The 25,223-nt window shown below is 64.9% G+C and carries 18 protein-coding genes; 8 read left to right on the forward strand and 10 right to left on the reverse strand.

The genetic code is table 11. The features are described from left to right. Positions 1–6: 6 nt before the first annotated feature. The 3 genes from E4Q23_RS17470 to E4Q23_RS17480 all read left to right on the forward strand — a co-directional run bounded on the left by E4Q23_RS17470 (position 7) and on the right by E4Q23_RS17480 (position 8,343). Positions 7–5,502 (forward strand): CHAT domain-containing protein, encoded by a 5,496-nt coding sequence (locus E4Q23_RS17470; protein WP_169067823.1) that lies wholly within the window; start codon positions 7–9, stop codon positions 5,500–5,502. Positions 5,503–5,518: 16 nt separating this feature from the next. Further along, positions 5,519–6,178 carry a hypothetical protein gene (locus E4Q23_RS17475; RefSeq protein ID WP_169067824.1) on the forward strand — a complete coding sequence of 220 codons (660 nt, stop codon included), beginning with the start codon at positions 5,519–5,521 and terminating at the stop codon, positions 6,176–6,178. 194 nt (positions 6,179–6,372) lie between these two features. Further along, positions 6,373–8,343 carry a tetratricopeptide repeat protein gene (locus E4Q23_RS17480; protein WP_169067825.1) on the forward strand — a complete coding sequence of 657 codons (1,971 nt, stop codon included), beginning with the start codon at positions 6,373–6,375 and terminating at the stop codon, positions 8,341–8,343. A gap of 153 nt (positions 8,344–8,496) precedes the next feature. On the opposite strand, the gene E4Q23_RS17485 is transcribed toward E4Q23_RS17480, so the two are convergent. Beyond that, on the reverse strand, positions 8,497–9,078 hold the full coding sequence (locus tag E4Q23_RS17485; RefSeq protein ID WP_169067826.1) for a DJ-1/PfpI family protein: 582 nt from the start codon (positions 9,076–9,078) through the stop codon (positions 8,497–8,499). Positions 9,079–9,466: 388 nt separating this feature from the next. Here E4Q23_RS17485 and acnA point away from each other — a divergent pair, with 388 nt between their 5' ends. Together acnA and E4Q23_RS17495 are read left to right on the forward strand one after the other, a co-directional pair. Next, positions 9,467–12,184, forward strand: coding sequence for an aconitate hydratase AcnA (acnA, locus tag E4Q23_RS17490; RefSeq protein ID WP_169067827.1), 2,718 nt, complete (start codon positions 9,467–9,469; stop codon positions 12,182–12,184). A 127-nt stretch (positions 12,185–12,311) separates the two neighbouring features. Then, positions 12,312–13,481, forward strand: a complete 1,170-nt coding sequence (locus E4Q23_RS17495; RefSeq protein WP_169067828.1) for a GNAT family N-acetyltransferase — start codon at positions 12,312–12,314, stop codon at positions 13,479–13,481. 38 nt (positions 13,482–13,519) lie between these two features. Here E4Q23_RS17495 and E4Q23_RS17500 read toward each other — a convergent pair whose 3' ends face one another. The 3 genes from E4Q23_RS17500 to E4Q23_RS17510 form a co-directional block, all read right to left on the reverse strand. Next, positions 13,520–14,368 (reverse strand): Sir2 family NAD-dependent protein deacetylase, encoded by an 849-nt coding sequence (locus E4Q23_RS17500; protein WP_169067829.1) that lies wholly within the window; start codon positions 14,366–14,368, stop codon positions 13,520–13,522. Further along, entirely contained in the window at positions 14,369–15,268 is a 900-nt protein-coding gene (locus E4Q23_RS17505; RefSeq protein WP_169067830.1) for a radical SAM protein, read from the reverse strand. Positions 15,269–15,527: 259 nt separating this feature from the next. Next, a complete protein-coding gene (locus E4Q23_RS17510) occupies positions 15,528–17,273 on the reverse strand; it encodes a cation:proton antiporter (protein ID WP_169067831.1) in 1,746 nt (581 codons plus the stop codon). Between the two features lie 169 nt (positions 17,274–17,442). On the opposite strand from E4Q23_RS17510, the gene E4Q23_RS17515 reads away from it, so the two are divergent. Then, positions 17,443–17,898, forward strand: coding sequence for a hypothetical protein (locus E4Q23_RS17515; protein WP_169067832.1), 456 nt, complete (start codon positions 17,443–17,445; stop codon positions 17,896–17,898). 28 nt (positions 17,899–17,926) lie between these two features. Here the strand turns inward: E4Q23_RS17515 and E4Q23_RS17520 are convergent, their stop codons facing one another. Further along, the gene (locus E4Q23_RS17520) at positions 17,927–18,295 is read right to left on the reverse strand and encodes an NlpC/P60 family protein (RefSeq protein WP_169067833.1); all 369 of its coding nucleotides are present in this window, start codon (positions 18,293–18,295) and stop codon (positions 17,927–17,929) included. A 165-nt stretch (positions 18,296–18,460) separates the two neighbouring features. Between E4Q23_RS17520 and E4Q23_RS17525 the strand changes: the two genes are divergently transcribed. Then, positions 18,461–19,912 (forward strand): NAD-dependent succinate-semialdehyde dehydrogenase, encoded by a 1,452-nt coding sequence (locus E4Q23_RS17525; RefSeq protein WP_169067834.1) that lies wholly within the window; start codon positions 18,461–18,463, stop codon positions 19,910–19,912. 91 nt (positions 19,913–20,003) lie between these two features. Here E4Q23_RS17525 and folK read toward each other — a convergent pair whose 3' ends face one another. From folK to hda, 4 genes are all read right to left on the reverse strand, one after another. Continuing rightward, entirely contained in the window at positions 20,004–20,609 is a 606-nt protein-coding gene (folK, locus tag E4Q23_RS17530) for a 2-amino-4-hydroxy-6-hydroxymethyldihydropteridine diphosphokinase (RefSeq protein WP_169067835.1), read from the reverse strand. Beyond that, the gene (gene pcnB / locus E4Q23_RS17535; RefSeq protein WP_169067836.1) at positions 20,606–21,973 is read right to left on the reverse strand and encodes a polynucleotide adenylyltransferase PcnB; all 1,368 of its coding nucleotides are present in this window, start codon (positions 21,971–21,973) and stop codon (positions 20,606–20,608) included. The genes folK and pcnB overlap by 4 nt, the downstream gene beginning before the upstream one ends. 90 nt (positions 21,974–22,063) lie before the next feature. Then, positions 22,064–22,729, reverse strand: coding sequence for an HAD family hydrolase (locus E4Q23_RS17540; RefSeq protein WP_169067837.1), 666 nt, complete (start codon positions 22,727–22,729; stop codon positions 22,064–22,066). 20 nt (positions 22,730–22,749) lie between these two features. Then, on the reverse strand, positions 22,750–23,529 hold the full coding sequence (gene hda, locus E4Q23_RS17545; protein ID WP_248595546.1) for a DnaA regulatory inactivator Hda: 780 nt from the start codon (positions 23,527–23,529) through the stop codon (positions 22,750–22,752). Between the two features lie 30 nt (positions 23,530–23,559). On the opposite strand from hda, the gene purM reads away from it, so the two are divergent. Further along, positions 23,560–24,597, forward strand: coding sequence for a phosphoribosylformylglycinamidine cyclo-ligase (purM, locus tag E4Q23_RS17550; RefSeq protein ID WP_169067858.1), 1,038 nt, complete (start codon positions 23,560–23,562; stop codon positions 24,595–24,597). 69 nt (positions 24,598–24,666) lie between these two features. Here the strand turns inward: purM and E4Q23_RS17555 are convergent, their stop codons facing one another. Next, positions 24,667–25,005, reverse strand: a complete 339-nt coding sequence (locus E4Q23_RS17555) for a hypothetical protein (protein WP_169067838.1) — start codon at positions 25,003–25,005, stop codon at positions 24,667–24,669. Positions 25,006–25,223 lie beyond the last annotated feature (218 nt).

Raw genomic sequence — 25,223 nt, forward strand, 5'->3', positions numbered from 1 at the left:
GCGATGATGGCTGATACCACTACTCTCAACTTCACTGGGCGGCAAAGCGACGAGAAGCAGTTGCCGGCACTGCTGCAGAACGTTCGACGGTCGGCGGGTGAGCCGGAGGATCCTTTCCTGCCGGCCGGCTACCTGAAGACGCGGGCGAGTTTTGAAGTCGGTGCTGCGCTGCGCGCTGCCGGGGCCAGCGTCAGTGCCCAGCAGTATGCGGCGCAGGGCGATGAGGTGCTGGTCATCGAACTCGCCGACGGCGGTGTTCTCATCACCTCGGCCGGCAAGCTCAAGGCTTCGCTGGAGCGCAGCCGACCCGAGCTGATCGGCAGCGACGGGGAGATTCTGTTCGATCAGCTGAGCGGCGACGGGGCTGCGACGCGCGGGCTGCTCGGGGACGCGGTCGGCGGCCTGATCAGCAAGGTCTTTGCGCTGGCGGTAGGGACTGCCAGCGACGAAATCATCGAGGCGGCGAAGAAGAAGCTTGGCGAGCTGGGCAAGGGTGGCGGTGACGGTGACGGCGCCGAGCTGGGGGTCAGCGGGCTGGGTACCAGGGCGCTGATGTGGGCGATCGAGGCGCGGCTGGGTCGGCCGACCGGTGTTTACTGCTGGGACGGCGGACGCAGTGCCACTGAGGCGCAAGACAGCAAGGCGCTGGCGCGCGCGCAGCGCGAGCTGCAGCGCGCCGCTGCCGAGAAGCTGCCGGTGCTGGTTTTCGTGCATGGGACTGGTTCCAATACCGTGGGCAGTTTTGGCGACCTGCCGCTCGACGAGCGCGATCTGTGGAGCGTCCTGCAGCGCCATTTCAGCGGCGGTATCTACGCCTACGAGCACCGCACGCTCTCCGAGAGCCCGATCGAGAACGCCCTGGAGCTGCTGGCGGTGTTGCCTGACGGCCTGCAGCTCAACCTGGTCTCGCACTCGCGCGGCGGCCTGGTTGCCGACCTGCTCTGCCTGCAGGATTTCGATCCGCTGATCGAGCTCTACAAAGCCGATCTGCCGGGCACTGGTGACGCCTACGAGAGCGAGGCTGCCGCGCAAGACGTGCGTCGCGACGTCGACTCGGCGCACGCCGGGCAGCGCGAGCAACTGCGCCAGCTGGCCAGGGTGCTGGCGGACAGGAAGCTGGTCGTGCAGCGCTACGTGCGGGTGGCCAGTCCGGCGCAGGGAACGCGGCTGGCCAGTGGCAACCTGGACCTCTTCCTGTCCGGGATGCTGACCCTGATCGGGCAGGTGCCGTTCTTTTTCGGCAACCCCTTCTATTCGGCTTTCAAACGGGTGGTGCTGGAAATCGCCCACAAGCGCACCAACGCGCATCTGGTTCCCGGCATCGAAGCGATGTTGCCGGATTCACCAATGGCGCGCCTCTTGCGCGACGCACCGGTGCGCGCCGGGATCGAGATGGCGGTGATCGCTGGCGACATCGAAGGCGGCAACCTGCTCAAACGTCTCGGTGTCCTGCTCACCGACTATCTGCTTTTCGACAACGTCGACAACGACCTGGTGGTCGATAGCGACTCGATGTTTGCCGGCATTGCGCCGCAGGCGCGGGCACGGGCGCTGTTCGATCGCGGTGCCGAGGTCTCGCATTTCCGCTACTTCACCAACATCGACACGCGCCTTGCCCTGCGCGACTGGTTGGTGGCCGGCGAGGTCCTGCCGCTGACGGCTTTCCAGGCCTTGCCGGGTCCCTTCTCGGATGGCGAGGCAAGCGCGGTGGAGGAGGGCTCGGGCGCAGGCCGCAGGCGTGCTGCGCGTGCTGAGCGTGCCATATCGCGCTCGCCGGAGACGCCTCGTGCCGATTTGCCGGTGCTTGTCGTGCTGCCCGGGGTGATGGGTTCGCACCTGTCGGTGAATGGTCAGGACCGGGTGTGGTTCGACCCGCTGGATATCGCCAGCGGTGGCCTGAGCAAAATTGCCTGGGAGCAGTCGGGCGTCGAGGCCGAGAAGCTGTTCGAGATGTTCTACGGCGATATCTGCACGTATCTGTCGGCCAGTCACCGCGTCGAGCCCTTCGCCTACGACTGGCGGCAACCGCTGGATGTGCTCGCCGAGCGCTTTGCCGAATTCCTCGATCGCTTGCTGCGCGAGACCACGCAGCCGGTGCGCCTGCTCGCGCACAGCATGGGCGGACTGGTGGTGCGCGCCAGCATTCACAAGCGCCGTGCAGTGCTCGACGCGCTGATGGCGCGCGACGGTGCGCGCCTGGTGATGCTCGGGACGCCCAATCAGGGCGCCTACTCGATGGTCGAGAACCTGCTCGGCAAGGGTGATACGCTGCGCTCGCTGGTGCGTCTCGACGTTCGCCACGATATGCGGGAAGTGCTGCAGATCGTCTCCGGTTTTCGCGGTGCGCTGCAGTTGCTGCCCAAGCGCGGCTTCGTCGATACCTTCCAGGGGCAGCCCGACGGTGGCGACGACAAGCAGGATTTCTGGCTGGCCAAGACCTGGGTCAACTACCAGGAGAAAGTCTTCGATTTCTGGTTCGGAAACGGCAATTCGGCGACACCGAGCCAGCCACAGCTCGACGCGGCGAACTGGCTTTGGCAACAGGACGGCGAGGCAAGGCCGGCGCTCCCCGAGGCCTATGCAAGCAAAGCCGTCTATGTCTTTGGGGTGGCGCGCAATACCCCGTGCGGAATACGCGAGGTGAAAGGGCGCCTGAAAATGGTCGGCACCAGCCAGGGCGACGGCACTGTCACCTGGGCTTCCGGGCGCATCGGCAATGTCGCCAGTCACTACTATCTGCCCGCCAAGCATGGCGATCTGCCGTCGACCAGCGCGTACTTTCCGGCGCTTGGCGAACTGCTGAGCAGCGGCGTCACCAGCGCCCTGCTGAGCAGCCCGCCGGCGGTGCGCGGCGAAGAGCAGCCGCTACCGCTGACCTACGATGCCGGGCCGCCGACGCTCGACGGCGGCGAGGCCGTGGCACGCGGTCTGCTCGGCGGTTCGCCGCGCAGTCGTGTCGCGGCGCGGCCGAAGCGCCGCCTGGAGGTCAAGGTCAAGGCCATGGACCTGCGTTTCCTGGCCCAACCCGTTCTGCTCGGTCACTACGAGCAGGATCCGATTGCTGGCGCCGAGGCGCTGATCGACAGCGAACTACTCGATGGTGACCTCACCCAGCGCTACAACCTCGGCCTTTACGCCGGCCCGCGCGGCACGGCGAGCGTCGTCCTGCGCGTTCCCAACGAGCAGGAGCGCCGCCGCGGCAGCCTCACTGGGGCGATTGTTACCGGTCTTGGCGCCTACGACGGCAACCTCAGTGTCGGCGATCTGATCGAGGCGGTGCGCGCCGGTGTCCTGCGCTACCTGCTGCAGGTCATCGACGTCCTGGGCAAGGACGAACGCGAACTGCCGCTGGCGGCGCTGTTGCTCGGTTACAACTCTTCGGCGAACCTCTCGGTCGCGGCGTCTGTCGAGGCGTTGTTGCGTGGCGTCATGGAAGCCAACGCACGTTTCTACGAGACGACACGACTCGATATTCGCGTGGCTCGCCTTGACATCGTCGAGCTCTATCAGGATACGGCGATTACCGCCGTCTACGCGCTGCGGCGAATGCCCGACCGGCTCGCCGAACTGACCCGGCGCTATGACGTGGCGCTGGTCTGTTGGCCGGAGCTCGAACAGGGCGAAGGCCTGCGTCGGCGCCTGTTCGACAGCGGCAATCCGAGTTACTGGCCACGGCTGATCGTCACCGACGCCGATCGCCACGAGCAGGGCCTGGCCGTTCGCCTGCCGGCGTGCGACGGCGCCAAGGCCGGCGACACTGGCCAAGGGGGCGCCTCGCAAGGTGCGCCGCGACAGCGCACGGCGATCGCCGAACGGCTACGCTTTCTCTACGTCGGCCAGCGTGCGCGCGCCGAGTCGGTGGTCCTCCAGCGGCAACCGGGCCTGGTCGAAAAACTCGTGCGCCAGCAGATCCAGAGGCCGGTGTGGCGCGAGGACTTCGGTCGCGTGCTCTTCCAGTTGATGGTGCCGCACGACTTCAAGGATGCCGCACGACAGCTCGAAAGCATCGTCCTGGTGGTCGACGACTACACTGCCAACCTGCCGTGGGAATTGATGTTTGCCGATGATCAGCGGGGTGCGGGGGAAAAGCTGCCACTGGCCTTGCGTACCCCGGTGGTACGGCAGCTTGCGGCCATGCAGTTCCGTCGCCAGGTGCGGCAGGGGCTGGAGCGCACGGCCTTTGTCGTTGGCAATCCATCCGTTGACGGTTTTGTTGCGGCTTTTCCGGATCGGCGGCAGCCAGATGCCCTCGACCCGCCACCGCTGCCGGGCGCAGAGGAGGAAGCTACGCAGGTGGCTGCCATCCTGCAGGGCCTTGCCTACCAGGTAGTCGCCGAGATCGGCAGCGACCGCAACGCATCTGACGTGCTGACACGCCTCTACCAGCAGCCCTATCGGCTGCTGCATATCTCGGCGCACGGTATTTTCGACCAGCAGCACGTCGATGGCTGCCGCCGTTCGGGCGTCGTTCTTTCCGATGGTCTGTTGATTACTGCCGCCGAGATCCGCGCCATGGAAAGCGTGCCCGAACTCGTTTTCCTGAGCTGCTGCCACCTTGGCAAGGTCGATACGGGCAGCGCCAAGGGAGCAAACGACAACAGCGGCGAGCGCACGCTGCAAGACGGCAACCTGTTGGCGGCCAGCGTCGCGCGCGAGTTGATCAATATCGGTGTGCGTTGCGTGGTCGTTGCCGGCTGGGCAGTGGACGACAAGGGTGCGATGATCTTCGGCAAAGCTTTCTACGAGAGCCTGCTGCTCGAAGGCCGCCCCTTCGGGCAGGCGGTTTTCGAAGCCAGGCGGGCGGTGTGGCAGGCCAATCGCGAAGACATCACCTGGGGCGCCTACCAGGCCTATGGCGAACCGGGTTGGCTGGCCGAGCCGCGCCTGTCGGGCAAAGCCGCTGCCGCGGTCGCCTATGTCTCGCCCGACGAATTGCTCGACGAACTGTCCAGTCGCCGTGCGGCGCTGGCGCGTGCCAGTGAGCGGCAGACCCGGCGCGAGCTTGACGCGCAGGTGAGCAGCATCGAGGCTTTGCTCAGGGAGCGTTGTCCGGCAGGCTGGTTACGCCTACCGGTCCTGCAGTCGGCGCTGGCGAGCGTGTGGGCGGACCTCGGTGAATTCGCCAAGGCGCGGGCGGCTTACCTCGACGCGATCCAGTCCGAAGATGGTGACGGACGGGTGCCGATACGCGACATCGAGCAGTTGGCCAATATCGAGGCGCGCATGGGCGAGCAGGATGAAGGTGACGAAGGTGACGATAAGGACGGCAGCGCACTGAACTTGATCGAGAGCGCGCTCGAACGTCTGCGCGCTCTCGACGCTCTGGTCTCGCATGCGGCGGGTGAGGCGGCTAGCGGTCAGGTCAACAGCGAACGTTGCGCACTGCGCGGCAGTGCTGCCAAGCGCAAGGCCAATGTTTTTGCAGGCCGGGCGCTCGCCGCCGACGCCGCGACGGGAAGCGTGAGCGAAGCGGGCAGCAAAGGGGGGGCAGCTGGGAAGTGAGGGCGCGCTGGCGCAGATGGACCAGGCTTTGCGCGACAGCGCTGGTTTTTACCGGCAAGGCGAGGGACGGCCGGGCGATGCGGCTTTCCGATCCTACAACGCGCTCAACCGGCTGGCGATCGAGGCTTTGTTGGTGCCGGCAGATGGCGAGCGGCAAGGGGAGGGGGAGGGCAACGCGGCCAACACCGACATCGAGGCCATTGCCCTGGCGCGTTACTGCCGTTCCGCGGCCCGCGACGCTTACGCCCGCAGTGCCGATTTCTGGGACGCGATGCGCGAGCCTGAGGCGCTGCTCGTCGAGCACCTGCTCGATGCTCGGCTCATGCAGTCCGGAGCTGTCGGCCAACTGGCGTTCGACGAAGTGACGCGTGCTTACCAGGAGACGCTGTCCTCTCTTTGCCTCAAGCCGAAGCAACTCGACTCGGTGCTTGCGCAGATTTGCCTGTTGTCGCGATTCTGTGACGCTCGCTCCCTCGCTCACGATCATGGTCACGGGGGCGGCTGGCAGTTGGCGGCCGACCGCCTGATCGCCCTTGCTGAAGGCCTCAGGCCCGGCGCATGCCAGCGCGGCGATCGCCCGCATGGTGCGACGCCGGTTGCGGCGGCGTTGGCGAAAGCGCTGCCGTCGAAGGCAGCGGCCAGTGCCGGGCGTCAACGCGCGACGCGGAAACGCTAGGTGCGTTTGTCGCCTCCGCCGCTTGTGGTAGGGGACGCGCACAGCCATTTTTCCATCAACCATCCTTGAGAAAGGATCGCCATGATGCAGAAGTTCCGGTCTTTCCTCTCAGCCCTTGTCCTCGTCAGCTTCCTCACGGCTTGTGCCGGCGCGCTGACTGGCGTGTCGGCACAGGTCATGACGCTTAGGCAGGCATGAAGGCACACGCTTTCGTCGTCATGCCCTTCGGCAGCAAGCGCGGGCCCGATGGGCAGCTGATCGACTTCAATCGGGTCTACGCCGAGTACATCTGGCCAGCGCTGAAGGCGGCCGGGATGGCAGTTTTCAAGGCCGACGAAGAGGAGCGTCCCGGTGATATCCTGGATGACATGTTCCAGGAACTGCTGCTCGCCGATCTGGTGGTCGCCGATCTGACGCTGGACAATCCCAATGTCTGGTATGAGCTCGGTGTCCGGCACGCGCTGCGCGCGCGTGGCGTGGTGCTGGTGCAGGGGCCACGGGCCAGCCAGCCCTTCGACACCTATACCGATCGCAAGCTGCGCTACACGCTGCGCGACGGTGCCCCTGACCCGGCCACTCTGGCGGCTGACTGTGCCGCCTTGACGGCGATGGCGCTGGCCAGCATGGCCAGCTCGACGCGGCGCAAGGTGAGCCCGGTTTTTAAGCGCATTCCCAATCTTGAACAGCCGCAGTGGCGGCAGCTGCTGCTCGAACAGCACAACGAGTTTTCCGACGCCCATGCCAGCTGGGATCGGCGAATGGAGATCGCGCGGCAGAAAAACCGTCCCGGCGATATTCTGCTGCTCGCCGACGAGACGCCAATCCGCGCCCTGCACCGTGAAGCCAAGCATACCGCCGGCAACGCCTTGCTCAAGCTCAAGCAGTATCAGCTGGCGCTCGAGCAGTTCGATCTGGCGCTGGCCATCGACGCTGATGACAAGGCCAGCCGGGAGAAAAAGGCGGTCTGCCTGGGTCGCCTGGGCCGCTTCGAGGAGGCGCGCGAATGGGTGCGGCAACTGACCCGTGACTATCCTCGCGATGCCGAATGCTGGGCACTGCTCGGGCGCGTCGAAAAGGAGAACTGGCTGGCGCGCTGGCGCCGGCCAGGGCTGACGCCGGCAGAGATGCACGCTGCCGCCAAGCATGAGAATGCGGCGCTTGGCGAGGCCATTGACCCCTACTACCAGGCCTTCATCGCCGACCCGGCGCATCATTACTCGGGGATCAACGCGCTGACCTTGCAACTTCTGCGCCAGCATTGTGGCGGCGAGACCAGCCAGACGGTGATCGACAACCTCATCGGTGGTGTCCTCTGGGCCAGCCTGACTGCCCAGGAGCGCAATCGCAAGGACTACTGGGCGCGCGCCAGCTACGCCGAACTCTGTTTGCTGGTCAATCCGCCGGCGAGTATCGGCAAGGAGTACGCGAACATGGTGGCGGCGGCCAACGGCGACTGGTTCGCGCTCGATTCGAGTCGCCAGACGCTGCAGCTTCTGCGCGATATCGACTTCCGGCCAGCCGAGACGGCTGCGGCGCTGGCCATCGTCGAACGCGAGATCGAGCGCAGCAGTCCGCCGTTCGAGCCCCGCCAGGTGCTGCTCTTCAGCGGTCACATGATCGATTCCGCCGGCCGCCAACCGCCGCGTTTTGCTGCCGAGAAGGAGGCGCTGGCGGCAGCGAAGATCGCCGAGGCGCTCGATCAGCTCGCCGCGGGGCCAGGGGACCTGGCGCTAGCGCAGGCCGCCAGTGGCGGCGACCTGCTGTTTCTGGAAGCGTGTCAGGCGCGCGGCGTCCGCCTGCAAGCGATGCTCCCTTTCGAGGAGCCCGAGTTCATCGAGCGCTCGGTTCTGCCGGCGAGCAACGGCGAGCACTGGCGGCAGCGCTACTTCACGCTGACCAGCATGCTTGCCGAGGAGCCGCGGATCATGCCGGCGGAACTCGGTACGCCGCCAAGGGACGAGCGCGGCGAAGCGGCGAATGCTTTCGAGCGCTGTAACCTCTGGCTACTGTACACCGCCCTGGCCTGGGGGGTCGACAAGGTGCGTTTCATCTGCCTGTGGGATGGCGGTGGCGGCGACGGCCCGGGCGGAACCGCGCACATGTACCACGAAGTCAAGCGTCGCACCGGACGGGTGAGCTGGCTCGATACGCGCAAGCTGTGGTGAGCCGCGGCTCACCCGCCGGGGGGTTAATGTGAAAGTCGCGCAAGCGACTCACGAAACTCCCTTCTCCCTCGCGGGAGAAGGGGCAGGGGAAGAGGGAAACGGTCATGACTTTCATCATCAGGGGTGTCTCGACATGTCATGACCGTCAGCGCCTCATGGCTCGATGCGCGTTCCGAGGACTTTCAGGAATTTGGCCAGCCAGTCTGCGTGTGCGGGCCAGGCCGGTGCGCTGACCAGATTGCCATCGACCAGCGCCTCATCGATCGGGATGTCGGCGAAGCTGCCACCGGCCGCGCGGACTTCGGGCGCGCAGGCTGGATAGGCGGAGCACGAGCGCCCCGCCAGCACACCGGCGGCAGCCAGCAGTTGCGCACCGTGGCAGATGGCGGCGATCGGTTTGCCGGCGCTGGCGAAATGCTGAACCATGGCGATCACTGCCGGGTCGAGGCGCAGGTATTCGGGCGCGCGGCCACCGGGAATGACCAGCGCGTCGTAGTCTTCGGCGTTCACGGTGGCGAACTCGGCGTTGAGCGTGAAGCGGTGTCCCGGCTTTTCGCTGTAGGTCTGGTCGCCTTCGAAATCGTGGATTGCGGTGCGTACCTGTTCGCCGCCAATTTTGCCCGGGCAGACGGCGTGCACGGTATGGCCGACCATCTGCAGGGCCTGGAAGGGAACCATCGTTTCGTAGTCCTCGGTGAAGTCACCGGTGATCATCAGAATCATTTTTGCGGCCATTTGGGTCTCCTTGGGGTGAGGGAAACGAGCGCTCGAAAGAAGCGTCACGAAGTTGATACGCAAGGATTGTATACAAAGCCTGTCGAATGCGCAGGCACTGCCGGGCGGCAGTTGCCGGGACGGTGTCGGGCGGCGTGCCTTTTCCCTGGAAAGGGAAGGGCGTTGGATTAGCGGTTATTATTAAGCTGTCGCCAACCTGAACTGCGCCCGCAGCTGCCATTGCGGAGGCCACGCCAGCCACGCCGGCCACCAAGCCACGCCGGCCGAGTTGGCAGCTTGTCCAGCGGTGGAAACGAGCCCGATTGCGCAATTGCCTGCTGCCCGATGTCGGTCCGACGTTGGCCCGATTGTTTCGTGTATCTCGTGCACAACCCTGCGGAGGTCTTCCATGTCGCATTCGCCGTTCAATACGCTGTCCCGCTTCTCTCCGCCTGCTCAGCCGGAGGCGCTGTTCTACTCGCTGCCGGCGCTGGCCGCGGCCGAGATCGGCAACATTGCCCGCCTGCCGGTGTCCCTGCGCATCGTGCTGGAATCGCTGCTGCGCCACTGCGATGGCCATCGGGTCACGGAGAGGAATATCCGCGAGCTCGCGCAGTGGCAGCCAAGCGCACCACGCAGCGAGGAGATTCCCTTTGTCGTCGCGCGTGTGGTGCTGCAGGATTTCACCGGCGTGCCGTTGCTCTGCGATCTGGCGGCGATGCGCCACGCAGCACAGGCCAGCGGCCACGATGCGCGCTGCATCGAGCCCCTGGTACCGGTCGATCTGGTCGTCGATCATTCGGTGCAGGTTGACCACTACGGCACCCCGCAGGCGCTGGAGCAGAACATGCGCCGGGAGTTCGAGCGCAATCACGAGCGCTATCAGTTCATGAAGTGGGGCATGCAGGCTTTCAACACCTTCCGTGTCGTACCTCCCGGCGTGGGCATTGTGCACCAGGTCAACCTCGAACATCTCTTCGCCGGCGTTCGCCGCCAGGAAACTGCAGGCGGCAGCCTGTGTTTTCCGGACACACTGGTCGGTACCGACTCGCACACGACGATGATCAATGCCGTCGGCGTCGTCGGCTGGGGCGTCGGTGGCATCGAGGCCGAAGCGGCGATGCTCGGGCAGCCGGTCTATTTTCTGACTCCGGATGTGGTCGGCGTCGAATTGGTCGGGCGCTTGCGGGAAGGGGTCACGGCGACCGATCTGGTGCTGACCGTGACCGAGCTGTTGCGCCGCCAGAAAGTGGTCGGTACCTTCGTCGAGTATTTCGGTGAGGGTGCCAGTACCCTGACCGTCACCGACCGCGCGACATTGGCCAATATGGCGCCCGAGTACGGTGCGACGATGGGTTTCTTCCCGGTTGACCAGAAGACCGTCAGCTACCTGCGCACCACCGGCCATAGCGAAGCCGACTGTGAGCTCTTCGAAGCCTATTTTCGTGCCCAGGGACTGTTCGGCATTCCCCGTGCTGGCCAGATCGACTACTCGCGCAGCGTACGCCTCGACCTCGCCAGCATCGTTCCCTCCCTGGCCGGCCCGAAGCGCCCGCAGGACCGCATCGCGCTGCCCGATATGGCGAGCAAATTCAATGCCTTGTTCAGCGCGCCGGAAGCGGATGACGGCTTCGCCCGGCCGCCCGAGACGCTGACCCAGCGCTACCCGTGCGAACGGCCCGGCGTTGATCTTGGCAATGGTGATGTGCTGATTGCGGCGATCACCTCGTGCACCAATACCAGCAATCCGGCGGTGATGATCGCCGCCGGATTGCTGGCCAGGAAAGCGGTGGCCCGTGGCCTGCAGGTGCAGGCGCACATCAAGACTTCGCTGGCGCCCGGCTCACGCGTGGTCACCGACTACCTGGAGAAGGCGGAACTGCTGGCACCGCTCGCCGAACTTGGCTTCGCGCTGGCCGGCTACGGTTGCACGACCTGCATCGGCAACGCCGGCGACCTCGATCCGGCCTTCAACAAGGCGATCACCGAGAACCAGCTGGTCGTTGCGGCGGTGCTTTCCGGCAACCGCAATTTCGAGGCGCGCATCCATCCCAATCTGCGCGCCAATTATCTGGCTTCGCCGCCGCTGGTGGTGGCTTTCGCCATCGCCGGGCGCGTCAACATCGATCTCGACAGCGAAGCCCTGGGCATCGGCGCCGATGGCCAGCCGGTTTTTCTGCGCGACATCTGGCCGACGTCGGAAGAAGTCGACGCGGTGCTGCCTCTGGCGCTCGATCCGGAAACCTTCCGCCGTCGCTATGCCGATGTCGGCGCCGATCAGGATCTGTGGAATGCCATTCAGGCGCGTAGCGGCGCGGTCTACGACTGGCCGCCATCGAGTTACATCGCGCGCCCGCCATTTTTCGAGCTGCCCGCCCTGCCGGCAGGCGATATCACCGGTGCGCGCGCGCTGCTGCTGCTCGGCGACTCGGTGACTACCGACCATATTTCGCCGGCCGGTGCTTTCGGCGAGGCGACGCCGGCGGGCAGCTGGCTCAAGGCCCAGGGCGTCGAGCGCGCCGACTTCAATTCCTATGGCGCACGCCGTGGGCACCATGAAGTCATGATGCGCGGCACTTTTGCCAACGTCCGCATTCGCAACCTGATGTTGCCGGCAGACGCCGCCGGGCGCCGACCAGAGGGCGGCCATACCCTGCTCGATGGTCAGCAGACGACGGTCTACGAGGCGGCGATGGCCTACCTTGAGCGCGCTACGCCGAGCATCGTCGTCGCCGGCGAAGAGTACGGCACCGGCTCTTCGCGCGACTGGGCGGCCAAGGGAACGCGGCTACTCGGCGTGCGTGCGGTGATTGCGCGCAGCTTCGAACGCATTCACCGCGCCAACCTGGTCGGCATGGGTGTGCTGCCACTGCAGTTCATGGCCGATGACTCGGCGACGGTGCTGCAGCTGCGCGGTGACGAGAGCTTCGAGATCCTGGGTCTGGGCCCGGATCTGATGCCCATGCAGAACCTTACCCTGGCCATCGTACGCGCCGACGGTGAGCGCCTGGAGCGCCCACTGCTGTGCCGCATCGATACACCGATCGAGGTTCAGTACTACTGGTCGGGTGGCATCCTGCCCTATGTCTTCGGTGAACTGATGGCCGAAGCTGCGGCCAGTCGCTGAGGGCAGGAAGCCGGCGGCAAGGGCTGGCGCCGCGCCGGCCCTTGCCGCCTGTTTCATCGCTACGGGCGCGGTGTTCCTGATCGCCTGCTGCATCCGCCAACTTGCCGCCATGCTCCGGGAGACCCGCTTGCCGTCTCGCATCTCAATCAGCACCGTCCCTTCGGCGAGCGCGATTCCGCGCCGGGCGTGGGATCGCCTCTGCCCTGCCGGTCATCCTTTCCTGAACGCCGATTTCCTGACCATCATCGAGGAGCATGGCGCGGCGGCGCGCGAATGGGGATGGGCTGCTCGCCATCTGGTGGCCAGCGACGCAAGCGGTGCCGTCGTCGGCCTTCTGCCGCTCTACCTGAAGACCCATTCGCATGGCGATTTCATCTACGACTGGTCGTGGGCCGCCGCCTATCGGCAGCTTGGTCGACAGTACTACCCGAAGTTGATGAGCTGCCTGCCGCACACGCCGGTGGCCGGACCACGCTTGCTGGTTGCCGCCGGGCCGCAGGCGACTGGCGCTCGCCAGGCCTTGCTCGATGGCGCCAGGGCGCTGCTGAGCAGCGCCGGTTTGTCGTCATGGCACGTGGCCTTGCCGGCCGACGCCGAAGCAAGGATGTTGCAGAGCGAGGGCTTGTTGATCAGCCACGACGTGCAGTTCCACTGGATCAACCCGGGTTGTGGCGATTTTGACGGCTATCTGGCGAGCTTCAGCGCCGCCAAGCGCCGCAAGGTGCGCGCTGAAAGACGGCGGGTGCAGGAAAGCGGCCTGGCGATCGAAATCAGGCACGGCGATCAGATCGATCCCGCCGAATGGCCGCTGCTGCACGCCCTCTACGCCGATACCTTCGAGAAGTTCAACAATCACGCCGTTTTCTCGGCGGCCTGTTTCGCCGCTCTGGGGACGGCGCTGGGTCGCTGCATGGTCGCTTTCATCGCTCGCGATCACGGCTTGCCGGTGGCCGTGGCGATCTGTTTTCGCAGCGACGAAGCGCTCTATGGACGCTACTGGGGCTGCCGCGGCAACTACCACAGCCTGCACTTCGAACTCTGCTTCTACCAGGGCATTGCCTATTGCCTGCAGCAGGGCCTGGCACGCTTCGAGCCCGGCGCCGGCGGCGAGCACAAGCTGTCACGCGGCTTCACGCCGACCGCCGTGCATTCTGCGCACTGGATCGCCGATCCTGAAATGCGCGCCCTGCTTGCCCGTCATCTGGCGCTGCAGGAGCAGGCGCTGGCCGACTACCGCGAGCAGGCGGCAGAGCACTTGCCGTTCCGGCGAGATCTGTGGTCGCCGTCAGCCGCCTGAAGTGGCCAAGCGGCATCGCCAGGAGTCGGCGCTGCCCGCTATTCCAGACTGACGGCAATGGCGCGCAGCGCTTCCAGGCCGCTGGCAGCGATAGCGAGGCCTTGGCCAGCTTTTCCGTCTTTGCCGCGTTTTTCATCGGGTAGGTGCGCTTCGCTGGGGTTGATACGGATCAGAGCTCCCTTGAGGCGCTCGCCGAGCAGGCGCACGGTCGGGATGTTGGTGCCGGCGCCGACTTCGATGATCAGCAGGCGCTCGACGCGTCGCAGCCAGGCTTGCAGGCGGCGATCCTGGGCGTCGCTGCGCTGCCCCAGCCATCCCCAGTCGCCGAACATCAGGATGTTCGGGCGGGCGATTTTCCGGCAGCGGGGGCAGAGCGGCAAGTCGCCGGTCAGCAGACACTGTTCTTCGTCGATCTCGGGTTCGAAGTCGTCGGCGGGCCAGATGCTGTCGCGGTCAGCGTTACAGCCAGCGCTGCACTGCAGGTGATGGATGGAGCCGTGGCATTCGCTGAGGCGATGGTCGGGAAAGCCTGCTTTCTGGAACTGTCCGTCGACATTGCTGGTGAACACGAAACTGCCATGTGCCAGCCTTTCGCCGATCCGGCGCAGGATGGCGAAGCCCGGGTGGGGAATGGTCTGCCGGTAGAGCTGCAGGCGATGCCCGTAGAAGCCCCAGGCGAGGCGGGGCTGGCGCTCGAACGCGGCCGGATTGGCAATCTGCTCAAAGGCGATGCGCGCGCGACCGAGCGCCGGGTAGGCGCCCCAGAAACCCTGCGTGCCGCGAAAATCGGGCAGGCCTGAATCGACACCGATGCCGGCGCCGGCCGTGATCAGCAGGCCGTCGGCCTGGGCGATCAGTTCCGCGCAATGCTGGTAGTCGGTAGGCACTTACAGCCCGCGTGCCCAGGATGGCCGCAGCGACGCGCCTTGCGGATCGGTGATTGCCTGCCGCAGCTGCTGCAGCAAGCGCTGCTTGTCGGTGCCCAGTGTGCCCTTGAGCACCAGCCAGTTCGACGCGTGGTCGCTGCGGAAAACCGTGCGTTTGAGTTGCAGTTGGTCGACAAAACTTTCCATTTCGACGAACAGCTCGTGCTGACTCAGCGGCCGCCAGCCCGGGAAGCCGCCACGGAAGCGTTCCTCGCCGCGTGGGAAACTGACCACCAGCGTTGCCAGATATTCGGGCTGCGTGGCGTTGAGCAGGCGCGCCGAGTTCTCGGCGTGGCGCAAGGACAGTGCCGGGCCGGCGAGGCCATTGAGAATCATCACCGAGCGTGTGATGCCGGCGGCGCCGAGCTTGTCGAGCGCGGCACGCGTCGATTCGAAAGTCTCGCCCTTAGTGACCCGTTCGAGGACTTCATCGTCGCCGGATTCGGCACCGACGTAGGCGATCGACAGGCCCGCGGCGGCCAGTTCGCGCAGTTCGTCGACCGATTTGCGGCGCAGATTGCGCGGCAGGCAGTAGCTCGATACGCGGCGCACGGCCGGCAGGTGCTTGCGGATGGCGTCGAGGACGGCGAGCAGGCGGCGCGTCGGGAGTACCAGGGCGTCGCCGTCGGCCAGGAAGACGCGCCGGACCTCGCTGCCGAAGCGTTCGCCGCTGCGCTGTATGCTCTCCAGCACCTCGCTCTCGTCGCGGGCACGAAAGCGTTTCTGCGCCGCGGTGTACATTTCGCAGAACGTGCAGTGATTCCACGAGCAGCCGTCGGTGATCGGCAGGATCAGCGACGCGGCTTCGCTGGGCGGCCGGTAAACAGGTTCGATGTAACGGATCGGGAGGACGGATGGCATGGTATTCGGGAGCGCGGGAGCGGCAAGCGGCGAGTGAACAAGCCCATAGTAGCCTGCTTTCCTCCTCTTGGTGATGGTCGCCAGGCGGCGATGGCGGTCTTGGGCGATTGCCGGAAAAGAACGTACCAGATTGCGCCGGATTTTCGGTTGGCTTCAAGGCGCGACAACGGGCGCATAGTCGAACTATGTAACTGTTGTCGTAACACAGAAGACGAGCGAAAAGACAAGCAAGATGGAATGTTATTTGACAGAAGTCGCCTTAGCTCTTGCGCGCGCGGCGCGAGGGTGCTTGCCCTTCCGGGCCGGCGCGCACCAGTGCATAGTCGGCGCTGCGCACTTCGCGCAACAGCATGTCGGTTTCGGCATTGCTGATGCCCAGCGATTCCAGGGTTTCGGCCGCCAGGCGCAGGCTGGCTTCGAGTGTCTCGGGATAGGCTTTGCTGACGCCGGCGCGCAGCAGGGCATCGCAGCTGGCGAGGTCGCGCGCGCGGGCGACGATGCTCACCTGCGGCAGTTGCGAGCGAATCAGCGACGCGGCGCGAACGGCGGTGTGCCGCTGGTCGATGGTCAGCACCACCAGGTCGACGTTCTGCAAGGACGCAGCGATCAGTAACTGCGGGTCGCCGAGGTCACCGTAGAACACCGGATGACCTTCGGCGCTCCATTTGGCGACCAATACGGCGTCGGTATCGAAGGCGACGTAGGAGATGCCGGTACTGGCCAGGATGGTTCCTACGGTGTGGCCGACGCGGCCATAGCCGCCGATCACCACGCGCACTGCCGATTCGCTGCCCTGCCCGGAGTAGCGGAAGCTCTGGTCAACGCCAACGGGCGCCGACGCGGCGCGTTGCGCCAGCCAGTTGCCGAGCTTTACCAGCATCGGGGTGAGCAACATGGTGAGTGAAATGACGGCCGCAGCCATGACGAAGACGAGATCGTCGATGATCCCCAGCGCTTTCGCGGCGCCGAAGAGCACGAAGCCGAACTCGCCGCCCTGCGCCAGCAGAAAGGACACTTTCAAGGCGATGCGGCGCCCGCTTCCGAAGCTCAGACAGAGCAGGTAGAGCACGAGGACTTTGATGACGATGATCGCCAGCACGTGCAGGCCGAACTCGAAGGGGTGCTGGACCAGCACTCCCACGTCCAGCGACATGCCGACGGCGACGAAGAAGAGGCTCATCAGCAGCCCCTTGTGCGGCTCCATGCCAGCCTCGATCTGCAGGCTGTAGCGTGAGGTCGAGAGCATCATTCCCATCAGGAAGGCGCCCAGGGCCATGGACATGCCGGCATGGTGCATCGCCCAGGCGGCGATGAACACGGCGCCCATTGCCGCCAGCAGGAAGGCTTCGCGGTTGTTCCGGCGCGCCAGATGGTCGAGGATCCGCGGCACCAGATAGCGGCCGCCACAGACCACCAGGGCGACCATCGCCGCTGCCAGGCCGAGCTGCTCCCACAGGGGCATGTCCTTGGGCAGGGGCCCGACGTCGGCGAGAACCGGCACCAGCGCCAGCAGTGGCACGATCGCCAGATCCTGCATCAGCAGCACGGCAAACGCTGTCTGACCGTGATGGCTGGCGATTTCGCCCTGATCTCTGAGCATTTGCACCACGAAGGCCGTGGAGGACAGGGCGAAACTGAAGCCGATCAGCAGCGCCGTGCTCCAGCGGTGCTCGAAGAGCCAGAAGTAGCCGGCGATCAGCAAAGCGGACAGAACGATCTGCAGCGAACCGAGGCCGAAGAGCGTGCGCCGTAGATCCCAAAGATGGCGTGGTTTCATCTCCAGGCCGATCAGGAACAGCAGCAGCACCACCCCGAGTTCGGTGAATTGGCGGACGTCGTCGACGTTGGCGGTAACGAAAGGCCCCGCCGTATGCGGCCCGACGATGATTCCGGTGACCAGCAGGCCAAGCACTGAACCGAGGCCGAAATGCCGAAACACGGTAACGGCGATCGCGGCGACGACCAGCAAGAGCACTGCGGAGTCAACGAAAGACTTGGGGTCCATGGTGCGCTGTCCGAGAACTCGCCGAAGTCGGTCGAGAGCTCAATACTAACGTGCTTTCGGCCTGCCGGCGCCCGCTCCGGTGGTGCTAAGATCACTCGCTTGGCCGGTTCGCCGCCTGCGGGCAGGGCGGGCCGTCGAGACTCACTGCATTGAGAAGGAGTGGCAGGTCATGAAGCATGAACACATTCTCGCCGGCTTGTCGCTGGCGCTTGCCTTGTCGCCTTTGGCTCTGGCGCAAAGTAACTCGCAGCTACAGTTACCGAGTAGCGTGGATGATTATCGCGAGTTGAAGCAAGCGCAACGTGGCGGGCCTTGCGAGCGCTGTGGTGTCGTCGTCGGGCTACGTTCGGAGAATCGCCAGGCGTCGGCTCGCCGCGATCCGGCCAACGCCGCCCGGCAGAACCCCGCGTCGCCCACTGCGCACATGGTGACGACACCGGTTCTCGCTTCCGGCACAATCGTCAAGGATGCGCGCCAGGCGGCGGCGCCGGTGCTGATCTACGTGCTCACCGTTCGCTACGAGGACGGCAGTTTCGCTTTCCTCGAACAGAGCGACGAGCCGACGGTGCTCAAGGGCGACCGGGTGCGGGTGGTCGAGGGCCGCGTCGAGCTACGCAACGACTAGCTGCAAGTTCAGTGGATTTCGGTGGCGTTCAGTCGAAGTAGTTGCGTGCCGTCTGGAAACGCTGCGCGTAGTAGCTGGCGGCCAGTTTGTCGATGCGCACCTGGCCGCGGGTCGATGGCGCGTGCACGAAGCGATCATCGCCGATGTAGATACCGACGTGCGAATAAGGGGCGTTGCGGGTGTTGAAGAAGACCAGGTCACCAGGGCGCAGCTCCGCGCGGTCCACCGGGCGGCCGTGACGCGCGATGTCGGCCGCGCTGCCAGCGACCTTGACGTCGGCTGCCTGTCGGTAGATGTAGCTGACCATACCGCTGCAGTCGAAGCCGGCTTCGGGGTTCTTGCCGCCGAAGCGGTAGTTGGTATCGACCAGCCCGAGCGCGAAGATCACCACGTCCATGCCTTTTTCGCTGGCCAGCGGTCTGTCGGCCGAACTGCTCGCTCGTGGCGCGGGGGGTGCTGCCGCAGGCCACAAGCAGCAATGACAGGACGCTGGCGACGAGGATCTGTAGTACACGCATGACGCACAGTATAAACTGCGGTTTTCAGAAATACGGAGATTGTCATGCATCTGAACGATCCGCGCCTGTTGCGCTCCGACTGCTACATCGATGGTCGCTGGGAAGCCGCCGACGATGGCCGAACGCTGGCCGTCATTGACCCGGCAAGTGGTACAGCCATTGCCGATGTGCCGCTGATGACCGCTGTCGAGACGGTACGAGCGATCGATGCGGCTGCCGTCGCACTGCCGGAGTGGCGGGCAAAGACGGCCAAGGAACGCGCCGCGGTATTACGTCGCTGGTTTGACCTGATCCTTGAAAACACCGAGGACCTGGCGCAGTTGATGACTGCCGAATGTGGCAAACCGATTGTCGAGGCGCGTGGGGAGGTGGCTTACGGGGCGTCGTTTGTCGAGTGGTTTGCCGAAGAGGGCAAGCGTGCCTATGGCGAGAGCATTCCAAGCCCGGCCGCTGATCGGCGCTTGTTGACCATTCGCCAGCCGATCGGCGTCTGTGCGGCGATCACGCCGTGGAACTTTCCTCTGGCGATGATCACCCGCAAGGTGGCGCCGGCGCTTGCCGCCGGTTGTACGGTGGTCATCAAACCGGCCGAGCAGACGCCGCTAACGGCGCTGGCGCTGGCCAGGCTGGCACACGACGCCGAACTGCCAGCCGGCGTGTTCAACGTGCTGACCGGCGACCCGAAGACCATTGGGGCAACGCTGACCGCCAGCCCGGTGATTCGCAAACTGTCGTTTACCGGTTCGACCGAGGTCGGTCGCCTGCTGATGGCGCAGAGCGCGCCGACGATCAAGAAGCTGTCGCTCGAGTTGGGCGGCAACGCGCCATTCATCGTTTTCGATGATGCTGACGTCGATGCGGCGGTCGAAGGCGCGCTGATCGCCAAGTACCGCAATAGCGGACAGACCTGCGTCTGCGCCAACCGTTTTCTGGTTCAGGACGGCGTCTATGACGCTTTTGTGGCCAAGCTGGCCAGGCGCGTGCAGTCGCTGCGCGTTGGACCGGGAAGCGACGAAGGCGTCACGCAGGGGCCGTTGATCGACGAAGCTGCGTTGAGCAAGGTGCAGGCGCATATCGAAGACGCGCTGCGCAAGGGCGCACGGGTGGTGACCGGTGGCAGTCGTCATCAGCGTGGCGGCACTTTCTTTGAACCGACGGTACTCGCCGACGTGAGCAGCGATATGCGCGTTGCGCAAGAAGAAACCTTTGGCCCGGTCGCCCCGGTATTCAGGTTTGTCGACGAGGCGGAGGCAGTGCACATGGCCAACGACACCGAGTTCGGCCTTGCCGCCTACTTTTACTCGCGTGACGTGGCGCGTTGTCTGCGCGTCGGCGAAGCGCTCGAATACGGCATGATTGGCATCAATACCGGCTTGATTTCGAACGAGGTCGCGCCTTTCGGTGGTGTCAAGCAGTCCGGGCTGGGCCGCGAAGGCTCGAAGCACGGGCTTGATGAGTATCTCGAGATCAAGTACCTCTGCTTCAGTACCGTTTGACGCGCTGTCGGGAATTCCTCTGGCGACGATGCTGGTGCGGGGCGGCTGCAGTGATTTCGCTGTCCTGCACGAGGAAAGTCAGGCGATGGTGCTAATCAGCCAACTTCGCGATGCCTTGCATGCTGACCGCCGGTAGCCAGGCGGCAGCGCTGCCGCGGCCGGGGATCAGCGTCTGCGGTGCGATTTCGAGCAGCGGTGCGATGACGAAAGCGCGCAGGTGCATGCGCGGGTGCGGTATGCGCAGTCGCTGACTATCGACGGTCTGCTCATCGTAAAGCAAGAGGTCGAGGTCGAGGGTGCGTGGCGCGTGGTGATACTCGCGGCGGCGTCCAAAAAGACGTTCGATGGCGAACAGGGCGTCGAGCAGTTGCGGCGGCGTCAGGCGGGTGTGCAGGGCGGCGACGGCGTTGATGAAATCGGCCTGGCCGCGGATCGAGCGGTTTCCCACCGGCGCGCTGCGGTACAGTGACGACAGGCGCAGGAGTCGGCATTCGGCTACGCCGGCCAGCGCGCGACCAGCCGCACGGACCTGTGCCAGAGGGTCCGCCAGGTTGGCGCCCAGGGCGACGTAGGCCAGGTGCTCGCTGCTGGTGTCGGTGCAAGAAGTGGACGGGGATGGCAGTCTCTTGGCGTCCGCCCCGCGTTCTGCCGGCTGCGCGGCCTCGTCGCCCAGTACCGCAGCGTCACCGCGAGTCATTCCGCAGCGTCAGGGTTTTGCCCGGTGTCCTCGCTGGCGCGACGGCGACGGCGCCGGCGTTTCTTGACCGTGCCCGGTGCCGCCGGCAGGAGCATCGCCGCGCGGGCCTCATCGCTGGCGTGCAGAAACTCGGTCCACCAGTCGCCGATCTCCTGCGCGACTTCGCCGGACTCGACGCGCAGCAGCAGGAAGTCGTAGCCGGCTTTGAAACGTGGCTGCTGCAGGACGCCGTAGGCTCGCTTTCCGGAGCGCTGTTCGAAGCGCGGCTGCAGGGCCCAGATGTCCTTGATGTCGCCGGCGATGCGTCGGGTGATGGCGAGCTTTTCGGCCTGTACGTGCAGGACTTTGTCCATGGCCACGAAAAGTGACAGGATCGCGGGTTCTCCGCTGTTCTTTAGCGGCTCCCAGGTGGCCAGGACTTGATGCCAGAGCAGGGTGGCGAAAAGGAAGCCCGGTGAGATCGGTTTACCTTCCTCGACGCGCCGGTCGGTGGCCTCCAGGGCGAGCATCACGAAGCGTTCGCCGAGCGGCTGTTCGAGGATCACGTCGAGCAGCGGCAGGACGCCCTTGTGCAGTCCCTCTTCGCGCAGGCGCGTGACGCAGCGCAGCGCATGCCCGCAAGTGAGCAGCTTGAGCATCTCGTCAAACAGGCGCGATGGCGGCACGTTGTCGAGCAGATCGGCCATCTCACGGATCGGCCGCCGTGCCGCCGGGTCGATGGCCAGCCCGATCTTGGCCGCCAGACGCACTGCCCGCAGCATGCGCACCGGGTCTTCCCGGTAGCGTGTCTTGGGATCGCCAATCATGCGCAGGGTTTTCTGCTGCAGGTCGGCGAGGCCGTGGTGGTAGTCGATGATGGTTTCGGAACTGGGGTCGTAGTACAAGGCGTTGACCGTAAAATCGCGGCGGGCGGCGTCGTCCGACTGGCTGCCAAAAACGTTGTCGCGCAGCAAGCGGCCCTGCGCGTCGGTCTGTGCCTTGTTGCCGCCATGTGCACCTTCTTCGCCATGATGGCCGCGGAAAGTGGTCACTTCGATAGTTTCCGCGCCCATGCCGACGTGCACGATCTGAAAGCGGCGGCCAATGATCCGCGAGCGCCGGAAGCAGCGGCGGACCTGCTCCGGTGTGGCGTTGGTGGCGACGTCGAAGTCTTTCGGCGTCAATCCGGCAAGCAGGTCGCGAACCGCACCGCCGACGATGTAGGCCTGGTAGCCATTCTGCTGCAAGTCCTCGACGGTCTGCCGGCAGCCACGGCTGATCTGCTCCCGCTGCAGGCCGTGCTGGTCAACCGCGATCAGTGCCGGTTCGTTGCGTTTGTCGCTGCTTTTTCTTCCGAGAACGCGGGATATGAACTTGCGGATCATCGATGGATTCTTGTTCCTGTGTTGTGGTACTCCAGGCGCGGCATCATAGCCGATATTGCTTGCGCCATCAGCGATCGATCGGTGCTGCCGTCAGCCCAGGAGGCTGACGACCGGCCAGCCGGCGGATTCGGCGTGCGCGCGCAGCGTCGGGTCAGGGTCTACCGCCACCGGATGGCTGACCCTCGACAGCAAGGGCAGGTCATTCTGCGAGTCGCTGTAGAACCAGCTGCGCTCGAAACTTCCCCACCACAGGCCCATCGCTTCAAGCCAGGCCTCGACACGAATGATCTTGCCTTCGCGGAACGACGGTGTGCCCCGTGGCTGGCCTGTGAAGCGGCCGTTCTCGTGGGCAGGAATGGTGGCAATCAGATGCGCGATACCGAGATTGCGGGCCAGCGGCGCGGTGACGAAGCTGTTGGTAGCGGTGACGATGGCGCACAGTGCATCGCTGTCGAGGTGCTGGCGAACCAGGGCGCGTGCCTTGCCACCGACGATCGGCAGGATGTGTCGGCTCATGAACTCGCCGAGCCAGGCGTCGAGTACCTCGCGTGGGTAGCGCGTCAGCGGCTGCAGCTGGAAATCGAGGAAGAGCTCGATATCGAGCGTGCCGGCCTTGTACTGCTCGTAAAACGCGAGGTTGCGCGCTTCGTACAAGGCGCGGTCGAGCACCCCTTTGGCGATCAGGAACTGCGCCCATTCAAAGTCGCTGTCACCAGCGATCAGGGTATTGTCAAGATCAAAAAGAACAAGATCCATGGGTAGGCCTTTCGGGCAGCTTAGAGCTGCAGTGGCGCCTGCAGGACTTCGCGCAGCAAGCTCAGGGTGACCGGGCGTTTATGTTCCAGCGAGTAGCGGTCGATGGCCATCAGCAAGGCGCTTAGGCTGCGCATGTCGCGCGGTGCGCGCAGGAAAAGGTAGGCCAGAGCGTCCGCTGGCAGGGTCAGCCCGCGTGCCCGGGCCTGCTCGCCGAGCGCAGCCAGTTTCTCGGCGTCGCTCAAGGGTTGCAGTCGGTAGACCAGGCTGCTACCGAGCCGGGTACGCAGATCCTCGCGCAGGACGAGTTGTCGCGGGGGCACGCTGGCCGTCGCGAGGAGGCGCCCGGCGCTGGCGCTTAGGCGATTGATCAGGTTGAAAAGGCTGATCTGTCCGCCGGCGCTAAGTGCTTCGACGTTGTCGACGGCGTAGGCGCTGTCGTTCGGCGCGCATGGCGACATTGCCGACAGATCGGGGTCCACTCGCGCATCCGTGTACGCGGCTTCGCTGGCCTGTAGGAGGTGCGATTTACCGGCGCCGGCTTCACCGCAGAGAAAGAACAGCGGCTCGCGGTTGGCCGGCGCCAGCCAGGAGGCTAATCCGGTCAGCGCTTCACCGTTGCTGCCAACGACGAAATTCTCGAAGCTGGGTCGCTCTTCCGGCAGCAGGTCGAGAATCAACTGGCGCATCTGGAGTAGTTCAAGCTTGCGGGTTTGCGGTGCGATCAGCACGCGGGAGGGCCATTTCGGATAAAATTCGGGATCGGGCAGATCGAAGTGGCCCATTCTACCACTACGTGGCATCTGCCTGCCTTGCTCGGGACGCGCTACAAGATGACTCTGGAATCTCTCTCCTATCGCGATGCAGGTGTTGACATCGACGCCGGCGATGAACTTGTCGAACGTATCAAGCCCTTTGCCAGAAAGACTCTGCGCGAAGGGGTGCTCGGCGGCATCGGCGGCTTCGGCGCCCTGTTCGAGGTCCCGAAGCGCTATCGCGAGCCGGTTCTGGTCTCCGGGACCGATGGTGTCGGCACCAAACTCAAGCTGGCATTCCAGCTGCGGCGGCATGACACGATCGGTATCGACCTGGTGGCGATGAGTGTGAACGACATTCTCGTACAAGGCGCCGAACCGCTCTTCTTCCTCGATTACCTGGCCTGCGGCAAGCTCGATGTCGGTACTGCGGCGCGCGTCATCAAGGGCATTGCCGAGGGCTGCGAGCGGGCCGGATGTGCCTTGATCGGTGGCGAGACCGCCGAAATGCCGGGGATGTATCCCGAAGGCGAATACGATCTGGCCGGTTTTGCGGTCGGCGTTGTCGAAAAGTCGGCAATCATCGATGGGTCGACCATCATTCCCGGTGACGTGCTGCTCGGCCTCCGGTCATCGGGCGCACATTCCAACGGCTACTCGCTGGTACGCAAGATCATCGCCCGTTCCGGGGCTGATTTAGCGGCGCTTTTCGACGGCGAGCAGACGCTGGCCGACGCGGCAATGGCGCCGACACGAATCTACGTCAAGCCACTCCTGGCGTTGATGCAGGCGCTGCCGGTCAAAGGCATGGCACACATTACGGGGGGTGGTTTGACCGGTAACGTGCCGCGCATCCTGCCGGACAATGTTCGCGCCGAGATCGCTCAGGCGGCGTGGCAGCGGCCAAAATTGTTCGACTGGCTGCAGCAGGAAGGCGGCGTCAGCGATGAGGAAATGCACCGCGTCTTCAACTGCGGGATCGGCATGGTCGTCGTCGTTGCCCGCGAGGACGCACCACAGGCCGTCAAGATCCTCAACGATGCTGGCGAAGCAGCGCTGGTCATCGGTAGCATCAAGCCGCGCAGCGAGGGCGAAGCGCAGACCACCGTAGTGTGAGTATGAGTATGAGTGCTCGGTGCTGACTGCTCAATGAGCTGAGCCCTCCTGGCCGAGCGTGCTTGGCGATCAGACCTTGATGTTGATCTTGACGTCGCCGCCTGCTTTTCGGCGCCCGTTTTTTGAACGGGTGTCGAGCAAGACGGGGCGCTTTTCCGAGCGCCGTTCCTTCTGCCGCCGCTCGACCACTGCTGGCGGATTCTCCGCCTGCGTCGGCGTCTTTTCAGGAGCAGCCTCGTGCGGCTCGCGCCGCGGCCGCTCAGGGGCAGGCCAGGGCGGCTTTGGCAGCGCACTCGAAAGGGCGTTGTTGATGCCTTTGGCGCCGGTTACAGGTTCCGGTTTGCTGACTTCGTCGGATTCTCGGCCGATGTTGGCGACGGGCGGTACCACTTCAGCGGGAATTCTCATTGTCCTGCTCTCTCCTATCGCCGTTCAGTTTGCGGTTTGTCGATACAAGCAACAGCTTGACAAAGAATCCGAGCGGTCTGCGGGCAATCAGCAGACAATCGGTCAACGGCAAACTCCAGGCCGAACTTTAGCACTGGCGGGCGTGTTCTGCCGGCGGGCTATGCAATCGACTGTGCGGATCGGTCGCACGAGTTCACGCTCTCCTCGTCGTCGCTGGC

The sequence above is a fragment of the Candidatus Accumulibacter phosphatis genome, from assembly GCF_012939955.1.
Lineage (GTDB): Bacteria > Pseudomonadota > Gammaproteobacteria > Burkholderiales > Rhodocyclaceae > Accumulibacter > Accumulibacter delftensis.

Bases quoted from the DNA above. Each gene is read 5' to 3' on its own strand.
- E4Q23_RS17470 (WP_169067823.1), top strand. From the start codon at position 7: ATGGCTGATACCACTACTCTCAACTTCACTGGGCGGCAAAGCGACGAG.
- E4Q23_RS17475 (WP_169067824.1), top strand. From the start codon at position 5,519: ATGGACCAGGCTTTGCGCGACAGCGCTGGTTTTTACCGGCAAGGCGAG.
- E4Q23_RS17480 (WP_169067825.1), top strand. From the start codon at position 6,373: ATGAAGGCACACGCTTTCGTCGTCATGCCCTTCGGCAGCAAGCGCGGG.
- E4Q23_RS17485 (WP_169067826.1), bottom strand. From the start codon at position 9,078: ATGGCCGCAAAAATGATTCTGATGATCACCGGTGACTTCACCGAGGAC.
- acnA (WP_169067827.1), top strand. From the start codon at position 9,467: ATGTCGCATTCGCCGTTCAATACGCTGTCCCGCTTCTCTCCGCCTGCT.
- E4Q23_RS17505 (WP_169067830.1), bottom strand. From the start codon at position 15,268: ATGCCATCCGTCCTCCCGATCCGTTACATCGAACCTGTTTACCGGCCG.
- E4Q23_RS17510 (WP_169067831.1), bottom strand. From the start codon at position 17,273: ATGGACCCCAAGTCTTTCGTTGACTCCGCAGTGCTCTTGCTGGTCGTC.
- E4Q23_RS17515 (WP_169067832.1), top strand. From the start codon at position 17,443: ATGAAGCATGAACACATTCTCGCCGGCTTGTCGCTGGCGCTTGCCTTG.
- E4Q23_RS17520 (WP_169067833.1), bottom strand. From the start codon at position 18,295: ATGGACGTGGTGATCTTCGCGCTCGGGCTGGTCGATACCAACTACCGC.
- E4Q23_RS17525 (WP_169067834.1), top strand. From the start codon at position 18,461: ATGCATCTGAACGATCCGCGCCTGTTGCGCTCCGACTGCTACATCGAT.
- folK (WP_169067835.1), bottom strand. From the start codon at position 20,609: ATGACTCGCGGTGACGCTGCGGTACTGGGCGACGAGGCCGCGCAGCCG.
- pcnB (WP_169067836.1), bottom strand. From the start codon at position 21,973: ATGATCCGCAAGTTCATATCCCGCGTTCTCGGAAGAAAAAGCAGCGAC.
- E4Q23_RS17540 (WP_169067837.1), bottom strand. From the start codon at position 22,729: ATGGATCTTGTTCTTTTTGATCTTGACAATACCCTGATCGCTGGTGAC.
- hda (WP_248595546.1), bottom strand. From the start codon at position 23,529: ATGCCACGTAGTGGTAGAATGGGCCACTTCGATCTGCCCGATCCCGAA.
- purM (WP_169067858.1), top strand. From the start codon at position 23,560: ATGACTCTGGAATCTCTCTCCTATCGCGATGCAGGTGTTGACATCGAC.
- E4Q23_RS17555 (WP_169067838.1), bottom strand. From the start codon at position 25,005: ATGAGAATTCCCGCTGAAGTGGTACCGCCCGTCGCCAACATCGGCCGA.